Raw genomic sequence first — 24036 nt, 5'->3', positions numbered from 1 at the left:
TTCTGATCCGGGGCCCGGCACACGCTCCGGTCGGGCCGGGACAGGATCTTCCGGGGCTGTGGCGAACGACTGAGGCCGGGAGCCCGGCACGGGGCCGTCCTGCGATCCGTGATCGTCCCCGAGCGGCAGTGTCCAGGTGGCAAGATGCAGCGATGATCTCTTCGACACCTCCCGTAGTGCCTGCAGGTCGGATGGGCCGGAGCGAACAACCGGTGTTCGAGCTTGCTGGGAACGTGGAACTGCGTCCGTGGCGGCAGGACGATGCGGAGGTCATCGTGGATGCCTGTCTGGACCCGGACATTCAGCAGTGGAACCGGCCAGGGCGTGACGTGTCACTGGAGGATGCGCAGGAGAGGATCGCACGCTGGCATGAGCGCTGGAAATCAGAGCAATCGGCGATCTGGGCCATCGCGCGGCCCCGTGAGCGGCCCATGGGCTTGATCGGCTGGGGTGACATCGATCTCAAGGGCGGGAGCGCTGAGATCCTTTACTGGCTGCTGCCAGTTGGTCGCGGTGGTGGCGTAATGGTCGACGCCACCGTCCGCCTCAGCCGGTGGGCAATGGACGAGCTGGGCTTGCACCGGCTGCGCCTCACCCATTCCGTAGCCAACCCGGCGTCCTGCCGGGTTGCGACGAGGGCCGGTTTCGCCCTGGAAGGCACCATGCGAAGCGCCCTGCTGCATGCGGACGGGTGGCACGATGAACATCTCCACGCCCGAATACGAGGCGACGAGTGGCCCGACGCATCACGGGGCGGCCGTAGCCCGGCGTGAAAGGGTCCCCGGCAATCGCGGTTGTCTTTCCTGGGCATCAGAGGACATGTACTTGACGGGCGAGCTTCTGTCCTTCCTCGATCGCCATCGCGGCGAACGCGATGGTGTCACGCACGCGCGCAGCAGGCTCGCCGTCGTACGCAGGAGATATGGCGGTGGAGCCTTCACGGATACGGAGCGCTTCGTTGACGATCGGATGCCAGCGCTTGTCGAAGGCGGTCAGAGCATACTGCCCGGCGCCGCCCTTGGAGGAGAGCCGATCTGTGGTGAGCAGGTGATGCAGGCGTGCGACACCGAGTACAAACCACTCGGTCAACCACTCGGCCCGCTCAATCGGTGCAGCGAGGACTCGTTCCTGCCCTGCGCGAAGTTTTTCGAGTGATGGCCGCCAGTATTCGCCCAGGTTGGCGTGTGAATAGGCGTGGAGAGCCATCCGGTCGGTCCAGATGTCGTTCGCTGTCAGTTTTGGGCCACGCAGCGTGATGGCTTGTTGGGCAAGCTCGTGCCAGGTGACTGGGTTGAGGCCGTGACGGCCCGCTGACTGGAAGTTCCATTCACCGACGCATGGCACATCGGGGCAATCCTTCGGCGGGCCGACCAGATCCGCACGCGTGACATGCAATCCGTCGAAGTACGGCCGCGGGTAACAGCCACTCAGCTCCTCGAACACGCGCCGGAGAGCTTCCACGGTCCGTTCCGCGGGACGCTCGCTCACTACCGCCAGAAAGTCAACGTCGCTGCGTCCAGGACGGAAGTCGCCGTACGTGAGCGAGCCATGCAGATACAAGCCCTCGATCAAGCCAGGAACAGCCTGGTCGGTCAACTTCAAGTAGGCCTCGACCACGCGGTGGACTTCATCAGGGAGCGATGGTAAAGACGGTAAAGACATGGCACCCACGTTAGACGATCACAGGTCCTCGCGATGGCTCAAGTTGGTCAGCTTCTGCTTGGGCACGGGTTTTGGTAGGGCACACCGGGTGCGTACTTCTGCCACTGGGCGGCGGTGATCGAGTTGCCCGTGTACGAACACAGGGTGTCGGCGAGCCTGTGCGGGTTGGTGTCGTAGAGCACCACGGAGTCGGAGTCGGAGGCGGCGACCGCGAGTCTTTCGCTCCAGGGCGAAAACGAGGCTGAGAGCTGCACTGTTTGGGCGGCTGGTGTGATGGTGGCCAGCAACGTGGGGGATGTTGACGTGTGAACACTCCACGAAAGGCCGTCCACCAGGTCGTCGGTGGCGCAGGTCGCCAGGCAGAGACCGTCGTCGGCGCCCACAAGGCCGTGGCCGGTGAAGTGCACCAGCAGGGTGTCGTCCGCTTCCTCCGCCGCCCGCTTGACAGCGTTCCCGAACTCCAGCGGGCTCGGCGGATTCACCAGGACGCGCAGGTTGGCCTCCGGTACGCCGACCCGCTGGTGCAGGACGTATGCCAGCTCCTCCACTGACCGTTCGACCGCATCGATGTCCGGCAGTGGCGATCCGGCAGGATGCCGACTCGTTCCGACGAGCAGCACACGTGAACCGGGACGGGCCAGCGCGACCGGTCTCAAGGCGTCGACATCCGTGCCGATTTCCGGCATCGCGCTTCTACCCCTCACTGCCCCCGGGCGTCGTCCAGGACCCGTGGCGTGCCACGTTTCGGACAGCGTTGACCCTGCCGCCTCAAAGCCACGTCGGGTACGCAATTGCCAAGGGTGAACGATGGGGCAGGCGCCTTCAAGAACGCCGTGGCGGCCGAGTGCCTGGCGGTGCTGTGCGCCGAGCCGCTCCCTCCGGCGTTCGGCCGGGGGAGCGGTCGTCGGGGCCTGGCGGCGGGGCCGTGAGGCGGGTGCGGGTCAGGGGCTGGTCCACTTGGCGCGGTTGGTCTTGAACGCTGCGCAGCCCAGGGAGAGTTCGACCCAGCCGTGGACGACGGCGTGGGCGGTTCGTTCGACTTCGGTCCATGGGGTGACGGCGCACCACACATGAAGGGTCACGGCTCCGTCGCCGCTGCAATAGGCATGTGTGCGGCTGTCGTCCGGATGCCCGTTCGCCCCGTCACCGTAGACGATGTCGCACTCCACCCGACTGGCGGGCACCCGTGGTGAGAGCCCAACTTCCGTGCGGGTACCCGTCGTTGCTGCAACCGCCGGAGTGGCGAACGTCGGTACCGCAAGGGCGACCGTGGCCGCCGTCACCGCGACCGCTGCGGAACCCTTCCGCATCCTGCTACGCATTGATGATCCGTTCCTCTCGACTTGTGGTCACAGGGAGTTGAGCCCGTTCCAGCCGGGGGTGCGGGAGAGCTTGCTGACCCAGCGGTTGGGCGCCCACGAGGGGCTGATGTAGATGGGATCGTTCGGGCTGGGGAGCGTGAGGTTGTAGGCCCGCAGCACGTCATAGGCGTGGTTCATGCAGTTGTCGCCGAACAGGTCGTAACCTCTGCTGATGTTGGCCTGGGCCTGCACGGCTGCGGAGTGCACCGCGCTCTGGTCCGCGTAGGCGCAGGTGTACTGCTTGTAGTAGCCGCCGGGGTGCTCGTTGGCCCTCGCGTTGCGGAACGTGTCGAGCACCTTTTGCCAGTTGCCGGTGTCCACCCAGGCGCCGTTGCGCTGACCCGGCGGAATCTTGCGGGCGTTCGGCCCGCCCTCTTCGCCTCCAGCGCCCTCCGTCGCTCCGAAGAACCAGTGGTCGGCCGGTGGTTCCTGGAAGGCCCATCCGACGTGCCCGAAGCCACCGGCTCCCTTGGGCGCGAGGAAGACGCAGGCCTGGCCCCGGCCCTGGGCGAAAGCCTGGTGCGACGGTGCGACGACGCCCAGGAGGAGCGCGGCCGCCACCGCGAGCGGCGCCATCACTCTCGTACGCAGGCGACCACGTTCTTCGATGCGCCGTTCTGGTGCGGACGATCTCGCTGAACCGCCCCTTGGTGCACTGCGACTCATGAACCCTCCCATCCCGGCGTCCCGTTGTGACGCCGCTGGCCGGCGGTGGCGGCTGGGGAATCCCGGCCGCCTGTCGTGGACCTGGTGGATCTCGTGGACCTGCCGTACGGCCGGCACGCACACGCCTGGGCTCCGCGGCCCTGCGGCGTTCCACCAACTCGGTCGCTCAACCATCTAGTGGATTGGGAACTCGATGGGCATGATGCGTTGCTGATGCGCCTGACCACGCATCAATGCATCAATCCACTGGGGGAGAGCCATGGGCCGTCGAGAGGTTGAGATCAATCCGCTGGCCGGGCCCGTCGAGGAACTGGCCACCGCCTTGAGAGACCTGCGTGCGGCCTCCGGATTACCGACTTACCGGCAGATGGCCGCGCGCACCCACTACTCGGCTTCGGTGCTCTCGCGTGCAGCCAGAGGATGCCAGCTGCCCTCGCTGCCGGTGGTCAAGGCCTTCGCCGAAGCATGCGGCGTCGATCCGGGCCCGTACGAGCAGAGGTGGCGGCAGGCGCATAAGGCCCTCAACGCCGATGAACCGGCGGACGAGCCGGAGGGGGCGACCGCCCGTACCTCTCCCGACCCGGCGGATGCTGTCCCTGCCACCGCCTCTGCCGCCTCGGGCGCTCAACAGGCCCCGCCTGCCGAGCAGGCGGCTCCGACCCCGGGGCGGTGGCGCAAGCGGCGCCGGTTCCTCGTGGGCACGGGCATCGCCGTCCTCGCCGCAGGCGGCGTCGCGGCCACGCTCGTCTTCGGCTCCCAGCCGCCTGGCTCTGTTGCCGCACGGCATGGCTGGCAAGCCGCCAACCAGCACGTCACCGACCAGCGGGTGCCCTCCGGCGCGCACGAGGACATGGACGGAGACGATCCGCGGGCCCGCGGCTGTGGCGCTGACGCCTCCACCGTGACGACCGTGGCCCTCGACCTCCCCGGCGGCCGGCGCTTCGGTGACCTGCGCCTGCGGCGCAGCAACAGCTGCGGGACGGTCTGGGCGTCGGCCTATTACAGCAATCCGTCGCTGTACACGGTGCGGTTGGCCGCACACCGCCCGGCCGACGGTGCCGAGGTCCACTCGGAGTGGAGCAACAACACTCCGCCGGGCAGCTACGGTGACATGCTGTCCACCGGGACGGGCTGCGTCTGGATCGAGTCCGTCGTCGTCACGCCCAAGGGCGCCGGGCCGACCGCCCGGACTCCCTGCCTGCAGTGAGAACGCCGGGGCCGGCCGCGGCGCGTGAACCGACGCTGGTGGCTGGTGGACCGGGACGGCAATGTCGTGGGTGAGTCCATGGAGAACCCCAAGTACGGGCCCCCGCAGGACGATCTGTGCCGCGCCACCGACCCGGCGGCCCGCTGAGCTGTTCCCCGATCCGGAAGCGACGGCGCGGAAGTAGCCGGCGGCCGCGCTCGAACGGGTCGCGCGGGGCTCCGTCCGATCTGGACAGCCCTCGCCACCACGCATCGACGCCGCCGTACCGGTCGGCCTGGGTTTATCCGGGACACGGCACCCGGGGGGCCGACGGCAGTCGACCCCACCACGTCGTGGGTTCAGCTGTTGCCGTTGTAGTAGGTGATGTCCCAGTGCGAGCCTTCGCGGGCGTAGACGTTGCCCGCAGGTGACTTGTACTGCTTCGCGTGGTCACCGGGCCGCTGGCCGATGTAATGGAGCTTGGTGGTCACATATGTGTCGACGCACGACGTCACTTTGACGTCGACCTTGTATCCGTTCCAGTGGCTGTACGTGCCGGGTGAGTGCCCTTTCTCCGTGCCGCCAGTGATGGTCACCGGGCACTTGCCGGCCTTCTTGAAGGCGATGACACCGGACACGGTGGTCTTGTTGATCTGCTCGAAGGAGGTGCACTTCGGGTTGTTCCGGTCGCTGCAGCCGCCGGACGAGGTCCAGTTGATGCCGGCCCTCTGTAACTGCTGCGCGGCGGCCGCGTGTGTGTACTTCGCGGGTGCGGCGACTCCTGAGGGCGCGGCGGCGGACAGCAGCCCGAGGGCCAACAGTGCGGTGGAGGCGGCGAGCCCGGTCCGGCGGGCCAAGTATCGGTTCATTCGCAGTCGTTCCTTTCGTGAGCGGCGTGTCGCTGACTGCCCACCGATCACTGCCCACACGTGCACTCCGGGCGAACTCACTCACAGAGGCGCGCGGGAGCGTCCGGCGCATCATGCCCGCTGCTGCGCGCGGCAGGGCACGCCACTGATCCCCTTGTTGAGTGGTTTCCTCACCCGGCGCCGGACACCGTTTCGGCAATGGTGCGCAGTAATCGCGCGGGCTGCTGCGCGGGGAAGAAATGGCCGCCCGGCACCGTATGAAGACGGAATCCGTCCGTGGTCCAGTGCGACCAGGCGGCGCAGTCCTCGGGCGTACCGGATTCGTCCTCTGCGCCGGCGAACACCACGATGGGGACGGCGAGACGTGCCGCTTCCGACCACGGCCGGTGGCAGGAGGCGACCACGGCCAGGTCGGCGCGCAGCCGGGGGAGGACGGCCGTACGCACGGCCGAGTCGGAGAGGGCCTCTTCCGGGGTGCCGCCCCAGTCGCGCAGGGCGTCGAGGAGTTCCGTGTCGGTGAGATCTGCGGTGTGGGCCTCGCTGGGCGGCGTGGACGCGGCGACGACGAGAAGCTTCAGGCGTGCGCTGTCCAGGCGCCGTGCCACCTCGTAGCCGATCAGACCGCCCGCACTGTGCCCGAAGAGTACGAACGGGCGTGCGCTGTCCGCGAGATGGCCCGCCACCTCGTGTGCGATGCGGTCGGCGAGCGGCCCGACCGTGGTGTACGGCTCCTCCGCGAATCGCTCCTCGCGGCCGGGCAGGTGCACACAGACCACGTCCAGCCCCTCGGGCGCCGCTTCCGCCCAACTCCGGTACGTACTGGGCCCGGAGCCGGCCGCCGGGATCACGAAGACGACGGTATTTGTGCCGTGCGGGGTCTGCTTCAACGGCCGTAGCCACTGGGACCCGGGGGTGCCAGGGCCCGCCGTGGGCTCCTCGGCGTGGAGCAAGCGCTGGACGAGGGTGTCTCGGTGGCGGCGCAGCAGGCCGAGGATCCGGTCGTCGATCGCGTGTGCCGGTGCGTCGTAGTGGAGTCGCCCCCCGTCGACCCACAGCCGGATCCGTCGCCGCCGCAGCTCCTCCAGCAGCCGGTCGGCGAACGAGAAAGCCGCTCCGGCTGCCGGCCGGGAGCCGGTGTCATGTTCTGTTTCGTGCAGGGCCATGCTCATGCCTTCCCACGTGGTGTCCGGGGCTCACAGCACACCGGTGGACCGCTCACCGCCGGCGTGTGCGTGCTCCTCGACCAGCTGTGCGAGGTGGGTGACGGTCGGCCGGGCGTAGAAAGCACCGAGAGGGACCTCGGTGCCGAACTCGCGTTGGATGCGGGCCATGACCCGAGTGGCCAGCAGGGAGTGACCGCCCAAGGCGAAGAAGGAGTCGTCGATGCCGACCCGGCTCACCTGCAGGACGTCCCTCCAGATGTCGGCTATGGCCCGCTCTGCCGCGGTGCGCGGTGCGCGATGCCTGCTCGACGGGCCGGTGTCCGGAGGCGGGGGCAGGGCCTTCCGGTCGGTCTTCCCGCTCGCCGTCACCGGGAGGCCGTCCACCCGGACGAAGAGGGACGGGAGCATATGGGCCGGAAGCATGCCGGCGAGTTGCCCGCGCAACGCCTCCGCATCCCGGTGCGCTCCCGTGGTGTAGGCGACCAGACGCCGGTCGCCGGGCACGTCCTCCCGTACCGTGACGGCGGCGTCCAGGACGCCCGTGCATTGCCGCAACGCGGCCTCCACCTCGCCGAGTTCGATCCTGAACCCGCGCACCTTGACCTGGTCGTCCGCGCGCCCCAGGTACTCCAGAGTGCCGTCGGCCCGCCACCGTGCCAGGTCCCCCGAGCGGTACATGCGCTGCCCGTCCGCCGCGAAGGGGTCCGGCAGGAACCTCTCGGCCGTCAGCCCCGCCCGCCGCAGGTACCCCCGTGCGACGCCCGGGCCGGAGACGTACAGTTCGCCGGCCACACCGACCGGGACGGGGCGCAGTCGCTCGTCCAGGACGTACGTCCGCAGGTCGTCGACGGGGGTGCCGACGACACTGCCGTGCACGTGTGCCGCCGTGTCGCGCCGGAGGGGGTAGTGGGTGACGTGCACGGTGGTCTCGGTGATCCCGTACATGTTCACCAGGAGGGGAGCGTCGTCGGGGTGCCGCCGGTACCAGTCCTCCAGGTGGCGGAGGTCGAGTGCCTCGCCGCCGAAGATCACATAGCGCAGCCTGGCGGCCCAGGACGGCTCGACGGGGCCGAGCTCGCCGGCGTCCGCGAGCATCAACTGGTAGAAGGCCGAGGGGATCTGATTGAGGACGGTGACCCCTTCGTGAGCCAGCAGCCGCAGAAACTCCAGCGGCTGACGTGGCACACCGTCCGGCACGACGACCAGCCTGCCGCCGTGGAGCAGGGCGCCCCAGATCTCCCACACCGAGAAGTCGAAGGCGTAGGAGTGGAACAGCGTCCACACGTCGTCGGACCCGAAACCGAAGCGTGAACGGGTGGCGTGCAGCAGACGGACCACGTTGTGGTGGGTGACGACGACGCCCTTGGGGCGCCCGGTGGAGCCCGAGGTGTAGATCGCGTATGCCGGATGCCCGGGCAGGAGGGCCACGTCCGGATCGGTGCCGGGGCAGCGGCGTACCGCGGCGTCGTGTGCCGCGTCGTCCAGTACGGTCACCGGCCTGCCCGGCAGGGGATGGGCAGTGGTGGTGACCGTGTGCACGGGTTCCGCGTCCGCCAGGACGGAGGCGATGCGTTCCTGCGGGTAGGCGGGATCGACGGGGACATAGGCGGCGCCCGACTTGAGGACCGCGAGGACGGCGACGACCAGGTCGATGGTTCGCGGCAGCACGAGTGCGACCAGGCGCTCGGGACCGGCCCCCCGCTCGACCAGGTGATGGGCGAGCCGGTTGGCACGGGTGTTGAGCTCGCGATAGGTGAGGGATGCGCCCAGCCCGTCGCTGACCGCGACGGCGTCGGGCGTGCGCGCCGCCTGCTCCTGGAAGAGGGCCGGGATGATGCCGGGAGGGAACTCCCCGAGGGGGCGTGCCGCACCCGTCAGCGCCGCGGACTGGTCGTCCGTGAGCAGCGGCAGGTCGGCCAGCGAGGTCTCCGGACCGGCGGCCGCCGCGGTCAGCAGCCGCACGAAGTATTCGGCGAAGCGTTCCACGGTCGTCAGGTCGAACAGGTCGGCGTCGTACTCGAACCGGGCCTCCAGGCCGTGTCCCGGGCCGGGGTCGGAGAGGAACAACGTCAGGTCGAATTTCGCGGTGTCGTCCTGGACGCCCAGCATGGTGGCGTCGATCCCCGGCAGCAGGCTCGTCCGGGCGCCGCCGGGTGATGTGTGCGGACGGGAGGCCCGGTTCTGCTCGGGGCCGCCGGTCTGGTAGCTGATGGTGACCTGGAACACCGGGTGCCGGGACAGCGCGCGGTCCGGTCGCAGCTCCTCGACGAGCCGGTCGAACGGCAGGTCACGGTGCGCGTCGCCGGCCAGCATGGCCGCCCTGACCTGGGCCAGCTCGTCGGCGAAGGTGTGGCCGGGACGGGTACGGGAACGCACCACCAGGCTGTTGACGAAGAGGCCGATCAGATTCTCCGTCTCCAGGTGACGGTTGCCGACGAAGTAGCCCAGGCAGAGGTCGTCCTGGCCGCTGAGCCGGTGCAGGAGGGCGGTGAACCCGGCGGTGAGCGTCATGAACAGGGTCACGTTGCCGTTCCTGCTCAGGGCCCGCAGCCGGTCCGTCAGATCGGTGCCGAGTGCGAAGTCCACCGTGGCGCCCCGATGGCCGGGGACCTGGGGACGGGCCCGGTCCTGAGGAAGTTCCAGGGCCCTTGGCGCGTCGGCCAGGTACGCCCGCCAGTACTCCAGGTGTTCCCGCAGGGCGTCGCCCTCCATCCGCCGCTGCTGCCAGGCGGCATAGTCGGAGTACTGCAGAGGCAGCGGCGGGAGGGGCGAGGGTGCCCCGGAGGCGAAGGCCTCGTACAGGGAGTGCAGTTCGCGCGCGAGCACGTCGAAAGACCAGCCGTCGACGGCGATGTGATGCACTGTCAGCACCAGAATGTGGTCCGTGTCCGAGAGGCGGACCAGGCGGGCGCGCAGCATGAAGTCCGTCGCGAGGTCGAAGACCTCCCGGATCTCCCGGTCGACGATGATACGCGCCTCGTCCTCGGCGTCCGCCGAACCCGTGAGCCGGGTGAAGGCGAGCGTGAAGGGCCGTGGGTCACGCGTCTGCGGCAGCGGTTCGTCGTCCCACAGCGAGAAGGTGGTGCGCAGCGCCTCGTGGCGGCGCACGATCTCACGCAGAGCGGACTCCAGCGGCCCCGGGTCCAAGGCGCCCCGCAGGCGCCACACGAGGGGCACGTTGTAGAGGTTCATGGTGGGGGACAGTTGCTGAAGGAACCACATGCGCCGCTGTTCGTACGACGCCACGGGCCTGCTGTCCGGAGGCCGAGGGGGGATGGTGTCCTGTGACACCGGACCACTCACCTCCAGCAGCCGGGCGAGGTGGCCGATGGTGGGGTGGGCGTAGAACTCGCCGAGGGGGATGTCGGTCCGGAACCTTCGGCGGGCGCGCGCGATGACCTGCGTGGCCAGCAGTGAGTGTCCGCCCAGGTCGAAGAAGGAATCCTCCGTGCCCACCTTTCCGGTCCGCAGCACCTCCTGCCAGATCTCCGCCAGTGCCCGCTCCGTGTCGGTGTGCGGCGCGCGGTAGGAGGCTGCGGCGACGGCCGCCCGAGGCGCCGGCAGCGCCCGGCGGTCCGTCTTCCCGCTGGCGGTGAGCGGAAGCCTGTCCAGATGCACGAACTCCGACGGGACCATGTGCGCCGGCAGTGCCTGCCCGAGTTGCTGCCGCAGTTGGACCGGATCCTGCTGTGGTCCCGTGGTGTAGGCCACCAGACGACGATCACCCGGTGTGTCCTCCCGGACCGTGACCGCGGCGTCGGTCACCCCGTGGCACCGGCGCAAGCCCGCCTCCACCTCACCCGGTTCGATCCGGAAGCCACGTACCTTGACCTGGTCGTCGAGGCGTCCCAGGAACTCCAGGGTTCCGTCGGCCCGCCAACGCACCAGGTCCCCCGAGCGGTACATGCGCCGCCCGCCCCCGGCGAACGGATCCGGCAGGAACCGTTGCGCCGTCAGGCCGGCCCGCCCCAGGTACCCCCGTGCCACCTGCACGCCGCCGATGTGCAGTTCGCCCGCGACCCCGACCGGCACCGGGCGCAGCGACGGATCCAGGACGTACAGCGCGGTGTTGCTCACCGGCCCGCCGATCGGCACCCGTCCGGTGGCACCCCGGTCGGCGCAGTGCCACGCGGTGACCTCGATCGTCGTCTCGGTCGGTCCGTACATGTTGTACAGCGCGCAGTCGAACAGGCTGCGGAACCGCTCGGCCAGGTCGGGAGTGAGCTCCTCGCCGCTGCAGAACACCCGGCGCAATGTGCCGCAGCCTTCCGCGGTCCCCTCCGCCAGGAACGCGCGCAGCATCGACGGCACGAAGTGCGCATCGGTGACGCCCTCCTTCCGGCACAGCTGCCGCAGGTGGACCGGATCTCCGTGCCGGCCCGGAGCGGCCAGGACCAGGCGCGCGCCGCAGACCAGCGGCCAGAACAGCTCCCACACGGACACGTCGAACGACACGGGGGTCTTCTGCAGCACCCGGCCGTCCCTGCCGAGGGGATGATCGCGCCGCTGCCAGCACAGCCGGTTGACGACGCTGCGGTGCGAGACGACCACGCCCTTGGGCCGCCCGGTGGAGCCGGAGGTGTAGATGACATAGGCGGCGTTGTCGGGGACCGCCGCCGGGGCCGGGTCGTGGGCCGGCAGGTGCTCCCACTCATCGGCGGCATCCAGCCCGAGGACGGTACGGCCCGGCGCCGGAGGGTGCAGGCCGCGGTGGGTCAGCAGCAGCTCGGCACCGCTGTCCTCGAGCATGAAGGCGAGCCGTTCCGCGGGGTAGGACGGATCGAGCGGTACGTAGGCGGCGCCGGACTTCAGGATGCCCAGCAGGCCGACCACGAGGTCCGGGGAGCGTTCGGCGCAGATCGCCACCCGGGACTCCGGTACGACACCTTCCTTGCGCAGCCGGTGCGCGACCCGGTTGGCCCGCCGGTTCAGCTCGGCGTAGGTGAGGGCCTCGTCCCGGAGGACGACGGCCACCGCGTCGGGGGCCGCGCCGGCCGCCGTTTCGACCAGTTCGTGCAGGCAGCGGCCCTCCTCGTACGGCGCGTCGGTGTCGTTCCAGGCGGTGAGTACCTGGTGCGCCTCCTCGCCGGTCACCAGCGGCAGCCGGTCCAACGGCGTGTGCGCGGCCGCCACGACCGTCTCCAGCAGCCGTAGGTAGCGGGCGGCCAGCCGCTCGATGGTCGCGGCGTCGAAGAGGCTGGTGGCGTACTCGATGGTTGCCTGGAGCCCGCCGGGCGTCTCGGCGACGAACAGGGTCAGATCGAACTTGGCGCTGGGACCCAGGGCTTCGACGGGGGACAGCTTCAGGTCGCCCAGGCCCAGGTCGTCCTGCCTGAGGTAGGCGAACATCACCTGGAAGAGCGGCTGGCGCAGCCGGGCACGGTCCGGGCGCAGCGCGGCCACCAGATGACTGAAGGGCAGGTGCCGGTGGTCGTAGGCGCCCACGACGGCCTCCCGCACCTGCTCCAGCAGCCGGGTGAAGTTCTCGGCGATGTCCGTACGAGCCCGGATCACGGCCGTGTTGACGAAGCACCCGATCAGCCCTTCAGCGTCGCGATGACCCCGTCCGTCCACCGGGATGCCGACACTGATGTCCTGTCGGCCGCTCCACTGCGCCAGTAACAGGTGGTAGGCGGCCAGCGTGACCATGAACAGTGTGGCGTCGTGCCGGCGGCCCAGCCCGCGCAGGTCGTCCGCGAGCGGTGCCGGGACCTCGAAGACGTGCTGGGCGCCCCTGAAGTCGAAGACCGGCGGCCGCTCGCGGTCCAGAGGCAACGCCAACTCGTCGGGGGCACCGGCGAGTTGCTCCCGCCAGTAGGCGAGCTGCTCTCCCTCGGTCCGCTCGTCCCACGACTGCCGCTGCCAGAGCGCGTGGTCGGCGTACTGCGCGGGCAGCGCGGGCAGCGAAGCGGGAGCACCCGCGGCGTACTCCTCGTACAGAAGCCGCAGTTCACGGAAGAAGATCTCGGAGGACGAACCGTCGAAGACCAGGTGATGGGCGTTGACGACGAGGAGGTGCGCGGTGTCCCGCAGCGTGACCACCTCGACCACGAACGGGTTCTCGTCGGCCAGCGAGAAATGCCGCTCGGCGTGCGCCCGCAGCCGCTGATGCACCGCGCCGTCCCGTGTCTCCTCGTCCGCCGACCGCAGGTCCAGCAGGGCGAACTGGCCCCTCTGGAAGTCGCCGACGACCTGGATGGGAACGCCGTCCACCTCCCGGAAGGTGGTGCGCAGGGCCTCGTGGCGGCGCACGATGTCCCGGACGGAGCGTTCCAGCGCCGCCAGGTCCAGGATGCCGTCAACGCTCACCGTCGTCACGACGTTGTACGCGGAGCCGGGTTCCTCGAGTTGCTGGAGGAACCACAGACCCTCCTGTGCGAAGGACAGCGGCAGCGCATCGGGGCGCCGGACGGTGGAGGGCGCCGACTCGTGCGTGACCGCCGCCTGCAGTAGCGCGACGACCTCCTCCCGATGCGTCCGCAGGAGGTCGATGCGCTCCTGGGTCAGCGCCGGATGCGGGCGGTACCGCAGGCGTCCCTGATGCAGCCACAGGCGCACGCCGTCCGCCCGCAGGTCTTCCAGTAGTTCACGCATGTCCTTCATGACACGACCACCTCATGACGGTTCCGTGGGCCCCTGCCGCTTTGCTCGAGACGCATGAACATGCACCGGGTGGAGATATCCGGCACAGGCAGCTCCAGATCGGTGAGGTTCGGCGTGGGCGTCGGCGTCACAGTTCGGCGAAGGACGTGTCGGCGGCAGCGATGTCGCGGATGACGGCGGCGAGCGCTGCGGCGTTCGGACCACGGAGCAGGGTGTGGTGATTGCCCGGCACGTCGTGCACGGTGACGGTGTCCGCCAGCCGTCCCCAGCCGCGGTCGCGGGAGGCGTAGCTGCTCGGCAGGCCGTGCCGGACTTCTTCCGTCGACTCCTGGCTCGCGCGCAGCAGGTGCACCTCCCCGTCGTAGGGCTCGGGCACGTGGCCGAGGTAGGCGTTCTTGTTCGCGTCGGTGACGCGGCGCAGCCTGTCCAGCTCGCCCGGGGTTCCCGCGAGGGCGGCGTCCACGCCTTCCATCGCCAGTACGTCCGTCGCCTCGAACGCGGCCCGGGCACGACTGCGGTGGACCGGGTCGGGCAGCGAGCGGACCGGCGGCCAGGAGTCCAGCAGCAGGACACCGGCGACGTCCACGCCCGTCCGGCGCCAGATACGGGCCATCTCAACGGCGATGCACCCGCCCATCGACCAGCCGGCCAGGAACACCGGGCTGAGCCCTCGGATCCTGTCGACGACCGGCACGTAGTGCCGCGCCAGGTCCGTCAGCGAAGGTGTCCGCTGTCCCGCGACGCCGTCCGGCGCCTCCAGCCCGTAGACGGAGAAATCCTCGTCCAGGTTCTTCGCGAGGTCGACGAACGGCAGGGCCGACCCGCTCACGGCGTGGACGCACACCAGCAGCGGCTTTCCCGGCCGGGGCGCCAGCGGTACCAGGAGGGTGCCCCGGTCCGTGGCGGCGGTGCGCAGCCGGCCGGCCAGCTCCCGCACGCTCGGTGCCGCGAACACGTCGGCCACCTGCGGTCGCAGACGCAACCGCGTTTCGCACTCGGCGATCAGTTTGAAGATGAGCAGCGAATGCCCGCCCAGGTCGAAGAAGCCCTCCGTCACACCGACCCCGGAAAGGCCCAGGACCTTGGCGTAGATGTCCGCCAGTGTCCGCTCCAGATCGTCGGCAGGGGGCACAGTCTCGGCCGCCGGTGCCGCGACGGCGCCGCGCCACAGCCCCCGCAGCGCGGCGTGGTCGGCCTTGCCGTTGACGGTGACCGGGATGCGGTCCACCGGCTGCACGGCCAAGGGCACCATGTGGCGCGGCAGTTCACGTGCCACGAGGGCGCGGAGTTCGGTGGCCTGCGCGGTGGCGCCGGTCCGCAGGCGGACGAAGGCGGCCAGGTTCAGGCCCTCTCCCTCGCCCACGGTGATGACGGCGCTCTCCGCGACGTCCTGGTGGCGGCGCAGCACTGCCTCGATCTCGCCGAGTTCGACCCGCATCCCGCGGATCTTGACCTGGGCGTCGAGCCGGCCCAGGACCTCCAGCGTTCCGTCCGGGCGATAGCGGCACAGGTCACCGGTGCGGTACATACGCAGGCCCGGCGGGCCGTAAGGGTCCGGCAGGAAGCGTTCGGCGGTCAGCTCCGGGCGGTTGTGGTAGCCGTGGGCGATCGTGCCGGCGCTGATGTACGCCTCCCCGGGAGTGCCGATGGGGACGACGTTCAGTGCCTCGTCCAGGACGTGGATGCGCACGTGCCGGTGCGGGTGGCCGACCGGCACGGTGGCGCCGGTGTCGTCGTCGAGCGGGGTGTGGGCCACGCAGCCGGTCTCCGTGGGCCCGTAGCCGTTGATCAGCCGGGCGTCGCTGCGGGCCCGGAAGGCGTCCCGTACCGAGGCGGTGACCAACTCCCCGCCGGTGTGCAGATAGCGAAGCGAGGGACAGCGCCCGGGCCGCAGTTCCGTCATGAACGCCTGCAGCACGGTGGGGGTGAGATCGACGACGGTGACGCGGTGGCGTTCGATGACCTCGAGCAGCCGGACGGGGTCCTTCTCCGCGCCCGGGGGGCACACGACGACCCGGGCTCCGGTGTACAGCGGCCAGAAGATCTCCCACAGCGAGGTGTCGAAGCCGTAGGACGTCTTGAACAGGATGGCGTCCCCGGCACCGTAGTCCAGATTGCGCTGCATCCAGGCGATGTCGGCGACCGCGGTGGCGACCGAGCAGGCGACCGCCTTGGGACGGCCGGTGGAGCCCGAGGTGTACAGCAGATGGGACAGGCGGGCGCCCGTGCCCGGCACGGGCGGCGGGCTCTGTGGCAGGTGAGCCGCGCGCCCGTCGAGTGCGGCGAAGGTGACGGCGGTCCAGGGGCCGTCCGGCAGCTCCGGCAGCCGGGCCGCATCGGCGATGACGACCTGTGGGGCGGTGTCCTCAAGCATCATGGCCAGGCGTCCCGGCGGAAGGTCCGGCTCGAGCGGCACATAGGCGGCTCCGCTCTTGGCGATCGCATAGAGGGCCACCATGACATCGGCGCTGCGTTCCATCAGCAGGGCCACCCGCTGGGCCCCCAACTCCCGCAGGGCGTGCGCCAGGCGGTTCGCCCAGCGGTCGAGCCGGCGGTACGTCAGGGTGTGGTCCCCGGCCACCACCGCCACCGCGTCCGGCGTGCGCGCGGCCTGCCGCTCGAAGGATCGGGCCAGTGTGGTGTCGTTCACCTCGGTCGCCGCGTGGTCGTTGAGGCCGTACAGGATGCGGTGGGCCTCCGCGGCGGAGACCAGCGGGTGGGAGCCGATCCGGGCCTGCGGGGCCTGGGCCAGGCAGGCACACAGGTGGAGGTAGGTGTCCTTGTGGCGCACCACCGTGTCGTGGCTGAAGAGGTCCTGGGAGCTCTCCACGATGCCGTCCACGCCGTGGTCGGTCTCCCACAGCGACATCGACATGTCCCATTTCGAGGAGTCGTAGTTCAGCAGCTTGATCGGATCGATCTCGGCCGCGGTGACCTGCTCGTCCTGAGCGCTGAGGAACCCGAAGTACGTCTGGAAGACCGGGTGCACGCCCAGCCGGCGCGGCACGCCGAGCGCATCCACCACCCGTTCGAACGGGGCCGTCTGATGATCCTGGGCGCCGATCACGGTGCGGTGGACGGCGTCGACGAGTTCGAGAAAGGACATGCCCCGCTCCACCTGGGAGCGCAGCGCGACGGTCCTGACGAAACAGCCCGCCATGCGTTCGACCTCGGGATGGTCCCGGCCGGCCAGCGCGGTGCCCACGATGACGTCCTGCTGGCCGCCGAGCCGGGCCAGCAGCACGTAGTAGGCCGCCAGGAAGACCGTGAACAAGGTGGTGCCCCGTTCCTCGGCCAGCTTCTCCAACGCCGCCGTCACGTCTGCCGGTACTTCCAGAGCCACCGAGTGGCCGCGCCTGGTCGGCTCGGCCGGGCGCTGACGGTCGTGCGGTACGCCCAGGTCGGGCAGGTCACCCGCGAGGACGGTCGTCCAGTAGCCGAGGTCCGCCGCCACGCGGTCCTGGTCGGCCCGCACGTTCGTCCAGGCCGCGTAGTCCAGAAAACCCGTCCGAGGCGGCGGCCCGACGGGCTCGCCGGCCAGCAGGCGGCTCAGCTCGCCCAGCAGCACGTACTCGGTGACGTAGTCGGCGATCACATGGTGCAGCACCAGGACCACCAGGGTGTCACCGGTGGGCAGCGCGATCGCCGACACCTGGAAGAGGGGGTGGCCGCTGAGAGGCAGCAGGGCGCGGGCGCGGTCGTTGGCCAGTTCCGAGGCGAGCTCGTCGGCGCGGTCCGCGGGATGGTCGCGGAGGTCGAACCACGTCACCTCGGGGGTGAACACCGGCAGCTCCTCCTGGTACGCCTCACTGCCCTCCACCGCGATGCGCAGGCGCAGGGCGTCGTGCCGCTCGACGAGCGCGCGCAGCGCCGTGCGCAGGCCCGTCTCGGTGACGGGACGGTGCACCCGCAGCACGTCGAAGATGTTGTACTCGGGGCTGTCGGGAAACAGCTGCGCGGAGAACCAGATGCTGGCCTGCGCCGGGGTGAGGCCGACCTTGGCTCCCGGCTCCCGGCGCGGTATCTCCCGGCCGAGGTCGTCGGAGAACCTGCGGGCGAGCAGCCGGCGCATCAGGGCCTGCTGCGCGGAGGTGAGTTCAGCCATGCCTGGTCACTCCTTCAGCGACTCGATGCGACGGGCGGCTTCGTCCTCCGGCAGCTCCGCCACCAACTCCGCCACCAGGCGCTCGATCTCCGCGGCCAGCCCGCGCACCGTGGGATCGGCGAAGAACGCTGCCACCGGGACGCGGACCCCGAACAGGGCGCTGATGCGGCCCATGACCTGGGCGGCCTTGAGGGAGTTGCCGCCGATCGCGAAGAACGCGTCGGTGCGGCCCACGTCGTCCACGCCGAGGACGGTCGACCAGAGCGAGGCCAGTTCGGATTCCAGCGGTGTGCGAGGCGCCTCGCCCCGACCGCGGGCTCTGCGCTGTGCCGCGGTGGGCGCCGGCAGGGAGGCCCGGTCGAGCTTGCCCGATCCGGTGTGGGGAAACGCCTCCATGGGCACGTACGCGGCCGGGAGCATGTACGCGGGCAGCGCGGCCGCGGCACGTCGGGCCAGGTCGTCCACGCGCGCACCGGGCGCCACGACGTACGCGACGAGCTCGGCGTCCCCACCGGCGTCCTCGCGTACCACCACGGCACAGTCGCGCACCTGTGGATCCGCCGCCAGCACGGCCTCGACCTCCGCCGGTTCGACCCGGGCGCCGCGCAGTTTGACCTGTGTGTCCCTGCGTCCCCGGAACTCGATGGTGCCATCCGGGGCGCGCACCCCGAGGTCGCCCGTGCGGTACAGCCGCTCTCCGGGCGCCACCGCGTAGGGATGCGGGACGAAGCGTTCGGCGGTGGCAGCCGGCAGGCCGTGGTAGCCGCGGGCCAGCCCGCCGACGCAGGCCACACAGATCTCACCGGGCACGCCCGCAGGCACGGGGTTGAGCGCCTCGTCCAGGACGTACAGCCGGTAGGGGCCCACCTGCCGGCCGACCGGCACATTCGGTCCCGTCGCCGTGCCGGCCTCCCAGACGGCCACCTCCGAGGTCTCCGTCTGGCCGTACGCGGAGTGGACAACGGCGTCCGGGAAGGCGCGCCGCACCGGTTCCACCAGCCACGCGGGCATCGCCTCGCCCGAGGTCTGCACCCATCGCACCCCGGGGAAGGCGGCGTTTGCGACCGCGGCCAGGAACGTCTTGAGCATCGAGGGCACGAAATGCACGAAGGTCACCTCGCCGGAGCGCAGCACATCGGCCAGATGACTGGTGTCCGCCTCGCCCTCGGCCGCGGCGAGACGGACAGCGCCACCAACGGCCAGTGGCGACAGGATCTCGATGACGGCCACGTCGAAGATGAGGGGAGTCTTGTGCAGCACCACGAAGCCGGGGCCCATGCCGTAGCGCCGCGCGATCCAGTCGACCCGTCCGGCCGCGTTGCGGTGGTCGATGACCACACCTTTGGGCACCCCCGTGGAGCCGGAGGTGAAGTACAGACAGGCGGCGTTCTCGGGGCTGAGCGGGATCTGCGCGGGCCGCGGCCGGGCAGCGCGAGCCGTCTCGGGCGGCGTGGCTTCGGGGACGACGTCGCTGACCAGCGGCACCCGCAGTTCCTCCAAGTCCGGACGCTGGTCGTCGTCGCAGACCACCAGGACGCTGTCCGCGGCCCGCAGCACCGCGCGGGTGCGTTCCGGCGGCAGCCGCCTGTCCAGCGGCACGAACGCGGATCCGCTCTTGAGGACACCCAGCAGCGCCACCACCAGGTCGACGGACCGGTCGAGGCGTACACCGACCGTGCGCTCGGGTCCTGCTCCGCAGGCGCGCAGGCGGGCGGCGAACCGGTCGGCCCAGATGTCGAGCGTGCGATAGGTGACCGTGGCCTTGTCCGTGATCACCGCCGGCCGATCCGGGTGCCGTGCGGCGGCCCGTTCGAACATCTGGTGCAGCAATGGGTGCTGGGGTGGGGCCTCCGCCCGACCGTTGACCGCGGTCACCTCTTCGTGTGCCGCTCGGGCGGACTGCAGGCGCAGACAGCCGACCGGTGTCTCCGGCCGGGAGAGGGCGTCCCGCAGCAGACAGCGCAGTGCCCCGGGCCAGGACGACGCCGCGCCCTCGGGAAGTTCCTTCGGCGTGACGAGGAATCCGCCCGCCGCCCCTCCCGCCGCCTCGATCCATACGGTGGGGGCGGTGTCCTCCGGCGCCGGTTCCGGGGCGCGGCGGCACAGGGCTGAGAACGGCTCGTCGTCCGCCATGGTGATGCGTAGCGCCGCCGATCCGTTCGGTGGCGCGGCGCCGACGCCGGCGAAGGACACCGCGTAGGTCTCCCCGACGTCGTAGCGGTACAGGGTGGCGCACACGGCGGCGGCCAGGACGGCGGGCTCAGGGGCCGCACAGGCATGGGCGAGTGCCGCCACGTCCCGTAGGACCGCGGCGTCCAGGGCCAGTGTCGAGTTCGGCAAGTCACTCACTCCTTCGCGCTGCGAGGTCACGCCTGCGCCCCGTCCGCCTCGGGCCGGACCGGGTCAGACGGTGACCCTGGGCAGCGGCATCAGCCGCGCCACGATGGTGGGGAAGCGTTCTTCGCACTCTCGGACGGGCACACCGTGCTGCGCCGGCGCAGTGGTCGGGCCGGCCGGGTGGAACCGGTTGCGGTGGATGTCGAAGAGGACGGCGTGCAGGCGGCGTTCCAGCTGCGCGTGGACGTGCTCGTCGGAGACGTCACGGCGGGTGGTGAGGAAGAAGTCGTCGAACATGACTCCGTACACGGACCGTTCCTGTGCCCGCATGGCGGGGGCGAACCGCTGGAGCAACGATTGGCTGCCGGGCGCCAGCCGTGCCGCCACGGCACCGTGCACGGCGTGGTTGACGCGCAGGGCGTCGTGCAGCTGCTTCGCCCCGGGGGCCGCCACCCAGGTCGGCGGCCGCACGCCGAACAGCCTCCGCACCGGTGCGTAGTCCGGCGCCCAGGCACCGGAGAAACCATGATGCTGGCGGTACATGGCGGGGCGGATGAATCTGTCGTACGCCTCGGGCGTGCACGAACCGGTGTAAAGCAGCATCGCGTTGCAGCCCTCGGTGAGGCAGGTCAGCTGGGCGATAGCCGCCTCGTCGTCCACGGACGGTCCGGACGGCAGGGCGCGGGCCATGAGATGCCAGAGCAGGAAGGTGACCTGATGTCCGGTGATCCACCGGAACCAGAAGATGTCGTCCATGACTTCAAGGTCCGGTGCGTTCGACGGTCGTACGGCCGCGAAGGCCGGCGTGGCCGGCTCGGCGCGCCGTTGGTCCGTGGTGCCCGCCAGTGTCAGGGGCGCCCGCCGGGCCCGGGCCGCCTCCCCCGGGGAGGGCAGGAACAACGGTTCCAGGCCGTAGCGGTAGCCGCCGTAGTCCCACTCGTCGTCCGCCGGCACGGGTCGGTGTGTGGTGTCCCCCGCCGGCATGTCACGGTCCCGGAACGTAGGTGAACTCGAACTCCAGCCCGTTGGGATCGAGGCAGTAGAAGCTCTGCACCCCGTCGCTGTCGACCACCACCTCTGTCGGGCCGTCCTCGGAGCGAAAGCTGTAACGGCCGCTGCGCGACACCTCGAGCCAGCGTGCGCGCCACTGCCGGAGCGTCTCGGGGGAGTCCACCTCCAGGCACAGGTGCTGGTACTGCGTCGCGCCGTCGTCCAGCGTGCCCGTCCCGCTGCCGGGCCGCTCGAACAGGTGGAAGCGCAGCGGGCCGCACACCATCTCCACGAGACGGGTGATGCCGGGAAGGCGGCTGAGGGTCAGCTCGGAGAAGCGGGTGAGAGTCCATGAGGTGCGGGCCTGGAAGAACTCCGCGTACCACGCCTGCGAAGTCTCCAGATCGGCGGTTTGGACGCCGACGTGATGGAAGAGGGGGGCCGGTAACGCGCGGTTCACCTCGAAGCGCGAGGACCGCTGGGCGGTGACGTCCGGTGTACTCATGATGTCTCCTGGAGAGTGCGTACGGGTGCTACCTCGCGGAGTCCTGCGCCATGCTCCGCCGGAGACTCGCCGGGCGCATGTCCGTCCAGACTTCGCCGATATGGGCGAGGCATTCCTCCTTGGGGCGCGGATCGCCGATCGCTGTCCAGCCGTCCGGGACCTCACGCCCTTCCGGCCAGATCGAGTACTGCTCCTCGGCGTTGCGCACGACGAGGAAGAGGTCCTGGGTACGGCCGTTGCCGGTGTCAGCCACTGACATGTCCTCCGATTTCGCTGTGGTGGTCGCTTGCCGGTTCCGCCGGCGTGAGCCGGACCGGGCGGACCGTGGCCGTGTTCTCGCTCGCCGGTGGGTCCAGCGGCAGGCCGACGAGGTAGCCGAGGAAGTCCCGCTGGCTGGTGCGGGCGGTCTCGGCCAGCGCGATGGCCGCCAGTCGACGGTCGGTGTCCTCGCGGTCCTGGGAGAGTTTGAAGCGTCCGGTGATGTCGTCGATGTCGATCTCGAAGCCGACGATGAACTCGATGAGCCGTCCGATCCGTTCGTCGTGCGGGCTCAGGGGCTCTCTCCCCGGTTGCTCGTTGAGCCGGGAGATGGCGCACAGACCCTCGACGACCCGCTCCTGGGAGTCGAGGATGCGGGCACGCCCGCGCACTGTCACTGTGACCGAGTTCCATGTGGGCAACTGGTCGGATACGTAGACGTGCGGGGAGATGTAGCTGTTCGGGCCGTGGAACAGTATGGTCACCGGGCGGTCGTCGAGGAGCCGCGCGTGCGGGTTCGTGCGGTCCAGATGGCCGAACAGCACGCCATGGGCGCCGCGTTGCCGGTCGAGGATCAACGGCAGCTGCGTGACGACCGGATCGTCGGCCCCGCGGGCCGATATCAGTGTGGCGAACCGGTAACGGTCCATGACCGCGTACAGCTTCTCGATGTCGTGCTCCAGGTGCCGCGAGGGCGGGTACGGGGCCCGGCGGTTGCGGGTGGCGGCGGGCTGCCTGGTGGGCCCGAGGTGTCGCCGGACGTCCTGGAAGATCTCCGCGGACCGGAAGGGCAGTAGGGAGAGCAGCGTGTCGCCGAGGCCGAAGGCCTGCTCACCCAGGCCCTGGACGTAGAGCCCCGCGGTGATGTGCGGCGCGAGTGCCACACGACAGGCGTCCGACAGGACCAGTTCGCCGGCCTCGTCCCGGTCGATGTGCGGCAGGACGTCCGCGAAGATCTGCTTGTCGAGCTCCCGGTCGTAACCGGTGGCCAGGACGACGGCGTCGCACAGCAGGTTGCTGCGGGTGCCGTCCAGCCGGTCCTCGATCGTCGTCAGTACGCCGCGGCCGTCGGCGCCGGGCTCGCCGCCGACCAGACGTGCGTAGGGATGGATGTGCAGGCGCTGACGTGCCCGGACCCTGTCCTGATAGGCGATGCGGTAGATGGTGTCGATCAGCTCGCCCTCGATGACGCTGTAGTTGGCGTTGCGCAGGGCGGACAGCTCCTGGGCGCGCCGGCGTGGCTCCCGTGCGTGGAACGCCTTGGCGCTGGCTGAGTAGAACTGCTCGTTGACGAAGGGGCTGTTGTCCGTGGGACGGGGGGCGTAGCCGGAGACGACCAGGTGGACCTCGGTCTCGGGGTAGCCGTTGAGCAGGAACAGCGTGATCTCGCCGGCGCTCTGGCCGTCGCCCGCGACAAGGACCCTCTGCCGCGCCGTCGTGTCGGGCAGCTTCCGGGCGAACCCCGGCAGGAACTCGCCGGAGTGGACGGCGCAGGACGCGTCCACGCCCGGAGGGATGCGGGGCACGCCACCGGGTGCCACCACCACGTTGCGGGCGTGGACGGTCTCGGCCTGTCCGGTCGCGGCATCCCGTATCCGCACCTCGAACAGCGCTCCCGCGATGCCGTCGTCCTGCGCGACGGGGGAAACGGCCTCGACGTGCGTGCCGTAGCGCACCTGGTCGGCGAAGTCGTCCGCGGCCCAGCGCAGATAGCCGCTGTACTCCAGGCGGGAGGGGTGCAGTTCGTTGAGGTTGAGGAAGTGTTCGAGCCGGCCGCACTGCTTGAGGTAGTTGAGGAACGAGTACGCACTTCTAGGATTGCGCATCGTGGCGAGATCTTTGAGATACGAGATTTGCATACGGGAACCATCGATCATCATTCCCGGATGCCAGCTGAATTCCGGTTTTCGCTCGATGAAAAGGCAGCTTCTGGTGGGATCGAGCTCCCGGGCCGCGATGGCCAGGGAGAGATTCGAGGGGCCGAATCCGACTCCTACCAGATCGTACGGGTCCAGTAACCCGTCGCCGCTGTCCGAAATTGAGTTGTCTTTCGTGGAAGGAGGCTTTGATCTCGCGTTCCTCAATGTTCCTGCCTCACCCTCGCATATCGTTTCCGGAATATCGTCCGCCTGGGTATGGCGGGGCGACATACCTGGATGATCCCTCTTCCCGCACCATGGAGAATTGTGCTGGACGGGACGGACAACGTGTCGAGTTGACGGCTTGCGCGGTAGCGGCCGAAAGTTCCGGAGGGGGCCGTGCGACGTGAACGCAGGCAGAATATCCAGACCGCCAACAGGCGGTCAATGCTGCCGTAATAAATGCGCCGAC

Annotated in this window: 17 protein-coding genes; 4 read left to right on the top strand and 13 right to left on the bottom strand. The window is 69.9% G+C overall.

Going from position 1 to position 24036, the window contains the following annotated elements; genetic code table 11:
- Positions 1-152 precede the first annotated feature (152 nt).
- Positions 153-773 carry a GNAT family N-acetyltransferase gene (locus tag ABT186_RS02705; protein ID WP_351923274.1) on the top strand — a complete coding sequence of 207 codons (621 nt, stop codon included), beginning with the start codon at positions 153-155 and terminating at the stop codon, positions 771-773.
- A gap of 37 nt (positions 774-810) precedes the next feature.
- Here the strand turns inward: ABT186_RS02705 and ABT186_RS02700 are convergent, their stop codons facing one another.
- Both ABT186_RS02700 and ABT186_RS02695 read right to left on the bottom strand, forming a co-directional pair.
- A complete protein-coding gene (locus ABT186_RS02700; protein WP_351226535.1) occupies positions 811-1617 on the bottom strand; it encodes a nucleotidyltransferase domain-containing protein in 807 nt (268 codons plus the stop codon).
- 92 nt (positions 1618-1709) lie between these two features.
- Positions 1710-2348 (bottom strand): hypothetical protein, encoded by a 639-nt coding sequence (locus ABT186_RS02695; protein WP_351923272.1) that lies wholly within the window; start codon positions 2346-2348, stop codon positions 1710-1712.
- Between the two features lie 114 nt (positions 2349-2462).
- On the opposite strand from ABT186_RS02695, the gene ABT186_RS02690 reads away from it, so the two are divergent.
- Positions 2463-2591, top strand: coding sequence for a hypothetical protein (locus tag ABT186_RS02690; RefSeq protein ID WP_351226539.1), 129 nt, complete (start codon positions 2463-2465; stop codon positions 2589-2591).
- 12 nt (positions 2592-2603) lie between these two features.
- On the opposite strand, the gene ABT186_RS02685 is transcribed toward ABT186_RS02690, so the two are convergent.
- Positions 2604-2984: a hypothetical protein gene (locus ABT186_RS02685; RefSeq protein ID WP_351923270.1), complete on the bottom strand. Its 381-nt coding sequence runs from the start codon at positions 2982-2984 to the stop codon at positions 2604-2606.
- Positions 2985-3011: 27 nt separating this feature from the next.
- Complete coding sequence (locus ABT186_RS02680; RefSeq protein ID WP_351923268.1) at positions 3012-3599, bottom strand: hypothetical protein; 588 nt, start codon at positions 3597-3599, stop codon at positions 3012-3014.
- A 349-nt stretch (positions 3600-3948) separates the two neighbouring features.
- Between ABT186_RS02680 and ABT186_RS02675 the strand changes: the two genes are divergently transcribed.
- Entirely contained in the window at positions 3949-4896 is a 948-nt protein-coding gene (locus tag ABT186_RS02675) for a helix-turn-helix domain-containing protein (protein ID WP_351923266.1), read from the top strand.
- Positions 4897-4920: 24 nt separating this feature from the next.
- Positions 4921-5043: a hypothetical protein gene (locus ABT186_RS02670; protein WP_351226546.1), complete on the top strand. Its 123-nt coding sequence runs from the start codon at positions 4921-4923 to the stop codon at positions 5041-5043.
- A 191-nt stretch (positions 5044-5234) separates the two neighbouring features.
- Here ABT186_RS02670 and ABT186_RS02665 read toward each other — a convergent pair whose 3' ends face one another.
- The 9 genes from ABT186_RS02665 to ABT186_RS02625 form a co-directional block, all read right to left on the bottom strand.
- Complete coding sequence (locus ABT186_RS02665) at positions 5235-5744, bottom strand: hypothetical protein (protein ID WP_351226548.1); 510 nt, start codon at positions 5742-5744, stop codon at positions 5235-5237.
- A 170-nt stretch (positions 5745-5914) separates the two neighbouring features.
- Complete coding sequence (locus ABT186_RS02660; RefSeq protein WP_351923264.1) at positions 5915-6907, bottom strand: alpha/beta fold hydrolase; 993 nt, start codon at positions 6905-6907, stop codon at positions 5915-5917.
- Positions 6908-6937: 30 nt separating this feature from the next.
- On the bottom strand, positions 6938-13510 hold the full coding sequence (locus ABT186_RS02655; RefSeq protein ID WP_351923262.1) for a non-ribosomal peptide synthetase: 6573 nt from the start codon (positions 13508-13510) through the stop codon (positions 6938-6940).
- A gap of 127 nt (positions 13511-13637) precedes the next feature.
- The gene (locus ABT186_RS02650; protein ID WP_351923260.1) at positions 13638-17615 is read right to left on the bottom strand and encodes a non-ribosomal peptide synthetase; all 3978 of its coding nucleotides are present in this window, start codon (positions 17613-17615) and stop codon (positions 13638-13640) included.
- A 6-nt stretch (positions 17616-17621) separates the two neighbouring features.
- Positions 17622-19955: a non-ribosomal peptide synthetase gene (locus ABT186_RS02645; RefSeq protein ID WP_351226555.1), complete on the bottom strand. Its 2334-nt coding sequence runs from the start codon at positions 19953-19955 to the stop codon at positions 17622-17624.
- Between the two features lie 63 nt (positions 19956-20018).
- Positions 20019-20906 carry a 3-methyl-L-tyrosine peroxygenase-related protein gene (locus tag ABT186_RS02640; RefSeq protein WP_351226557.1) on the bottom strand — a complete coding sequence of 296 codons (888 nt, stop codon included), beginning with the start codon at positions 20904-20906 and terminating at the stop codon, positions 20019-20021.
- Between the two features lie 31 nt (positions 20907-20937).
- Positions 20938-21447: a VOC family protein gene (locus tag ABT186_RS02635; protein WP_351923258.1), complete on the bottom strand. Its 510-nt coding sequence runs from the start codon at positions 21445-21447 to the stop codon at positions 20938-20940.
- A 28-nt stretch (positions 21448-21475) separates the two neighbouring features.
- Positions 21476-21700, bottom strand: coding sequence for an MbtH family protein (locus ABT186_RS02630; RefSeq protein ID WP_351226561.1), 225 nt, complete (start codon positions 21698-21700; stop codon positions 21476-21478).
- Positions 21693-23855, bottom strand: coding sequence for a SidA/IucD/PvdA family monooxygenase (locus tag ABT186_RS02625; protein ID WP_351226563.1), 2163 nt, complete (start codon positions 23853-23855; stop codon positions 21693-21695). Before ABT186_RS02625 ends, ABT186_RS02630 begins: the two co-directional genes overlap by 8 nt.
- Positions 23856-24036 lie beyond the last annotated feature (181 nt).

It is taken from the genome of Streptomyces sp. NPDC001634, from assembly GCF_040298185.1.
GTDB lineage: Bacteria > Actinomycetota > Actinomycetes > Streptomycetales > Streptomycetaceae > Streptomyces.
This window is presented reverse-complemented; position numbering and strand designations above follow the sequence as displayed.

Bases quoted from the DNA above. Each gene is read 5' to 3' on its own strand.
- ABT186_RS02705 (WP_351923274.1), top strand. From the start codon at position 153: ATGATCTCTTCGACACCTCCCGTAGTGCCTGCAGGTCGGATGGGCCGG.
- ABT186_RS02695 (WP_351923272.1), bottom strand. From the start codon at position 2,348: ATGCCGGAAATCGGCACGGATGTCGACGCCTTGAGACCGGTCGCGCTG.
- ABT186_RS02685 (WP_351923270.1), bottom strand. From the start codon at position 2,984: ATGCGTAGCAGGATGCGGAAGGGTTCCGCAGCGGTCGCGGTGACGGCG.
- ABT186_RS02680 (WP_351923268.1), bottom strand. From the start codon at position 3,599: ATGGCGCCGCTCGCGGTGGCGGCCGCGCTCCTCCTGGGCGTCGTCGCA.
- ABT186_RS02675 (WP_351923266.1), top strand. From the start codon at position 3,949: ATGGGCCGTCGAGAGGTTGAGATCAATCCGCTGGCCGGGCCCGTCGAG.
- ABT186_RS02665 (WP_351226548.1), bottom strand. From the start codon at position 5,744: ATGAACCGATACTTGGCCCGCCGGACCGGGCTCGCCGCCTCCACCGCA.
- ABT186_RS02660 (WP_351923264.1), bottom strand. From the start codon at position 6,907: ATGGCCCTGCACGAAACAGAACATGACACCGGCTCCCGGCCGGCAGCC.
- ABT186_RS02655 (WP_351923262.1), bottom strand. From the start codon at position 13,510: ATGAAGGACATGCGTGAACTACTGGAAGACCTGCGGGCGGACGGCGTG.
- ABT186_RS02650 (WP_351923260.1), bottom strand. From the start codon at position 17,615: ATGGCTGAACTCACCTCCGCGCAGCAGGCCCTGATGCGCCGGCTGCTC.
- ABT186_RS02635 (WP_351923258.1), bottom strand. From the start codon at position 21,447: ATGAGTACACCGGACGTCACCGCCCAGCGGTCCTCGCGCTTCGAGGTG.
- ABT186_RS02625 (WP_351226563.1), bottom strand. From the start codon at position 23,855: ATGTCGCCCCGCCATACCCAGGCGGACGATATTCCGGAAACGATATGC.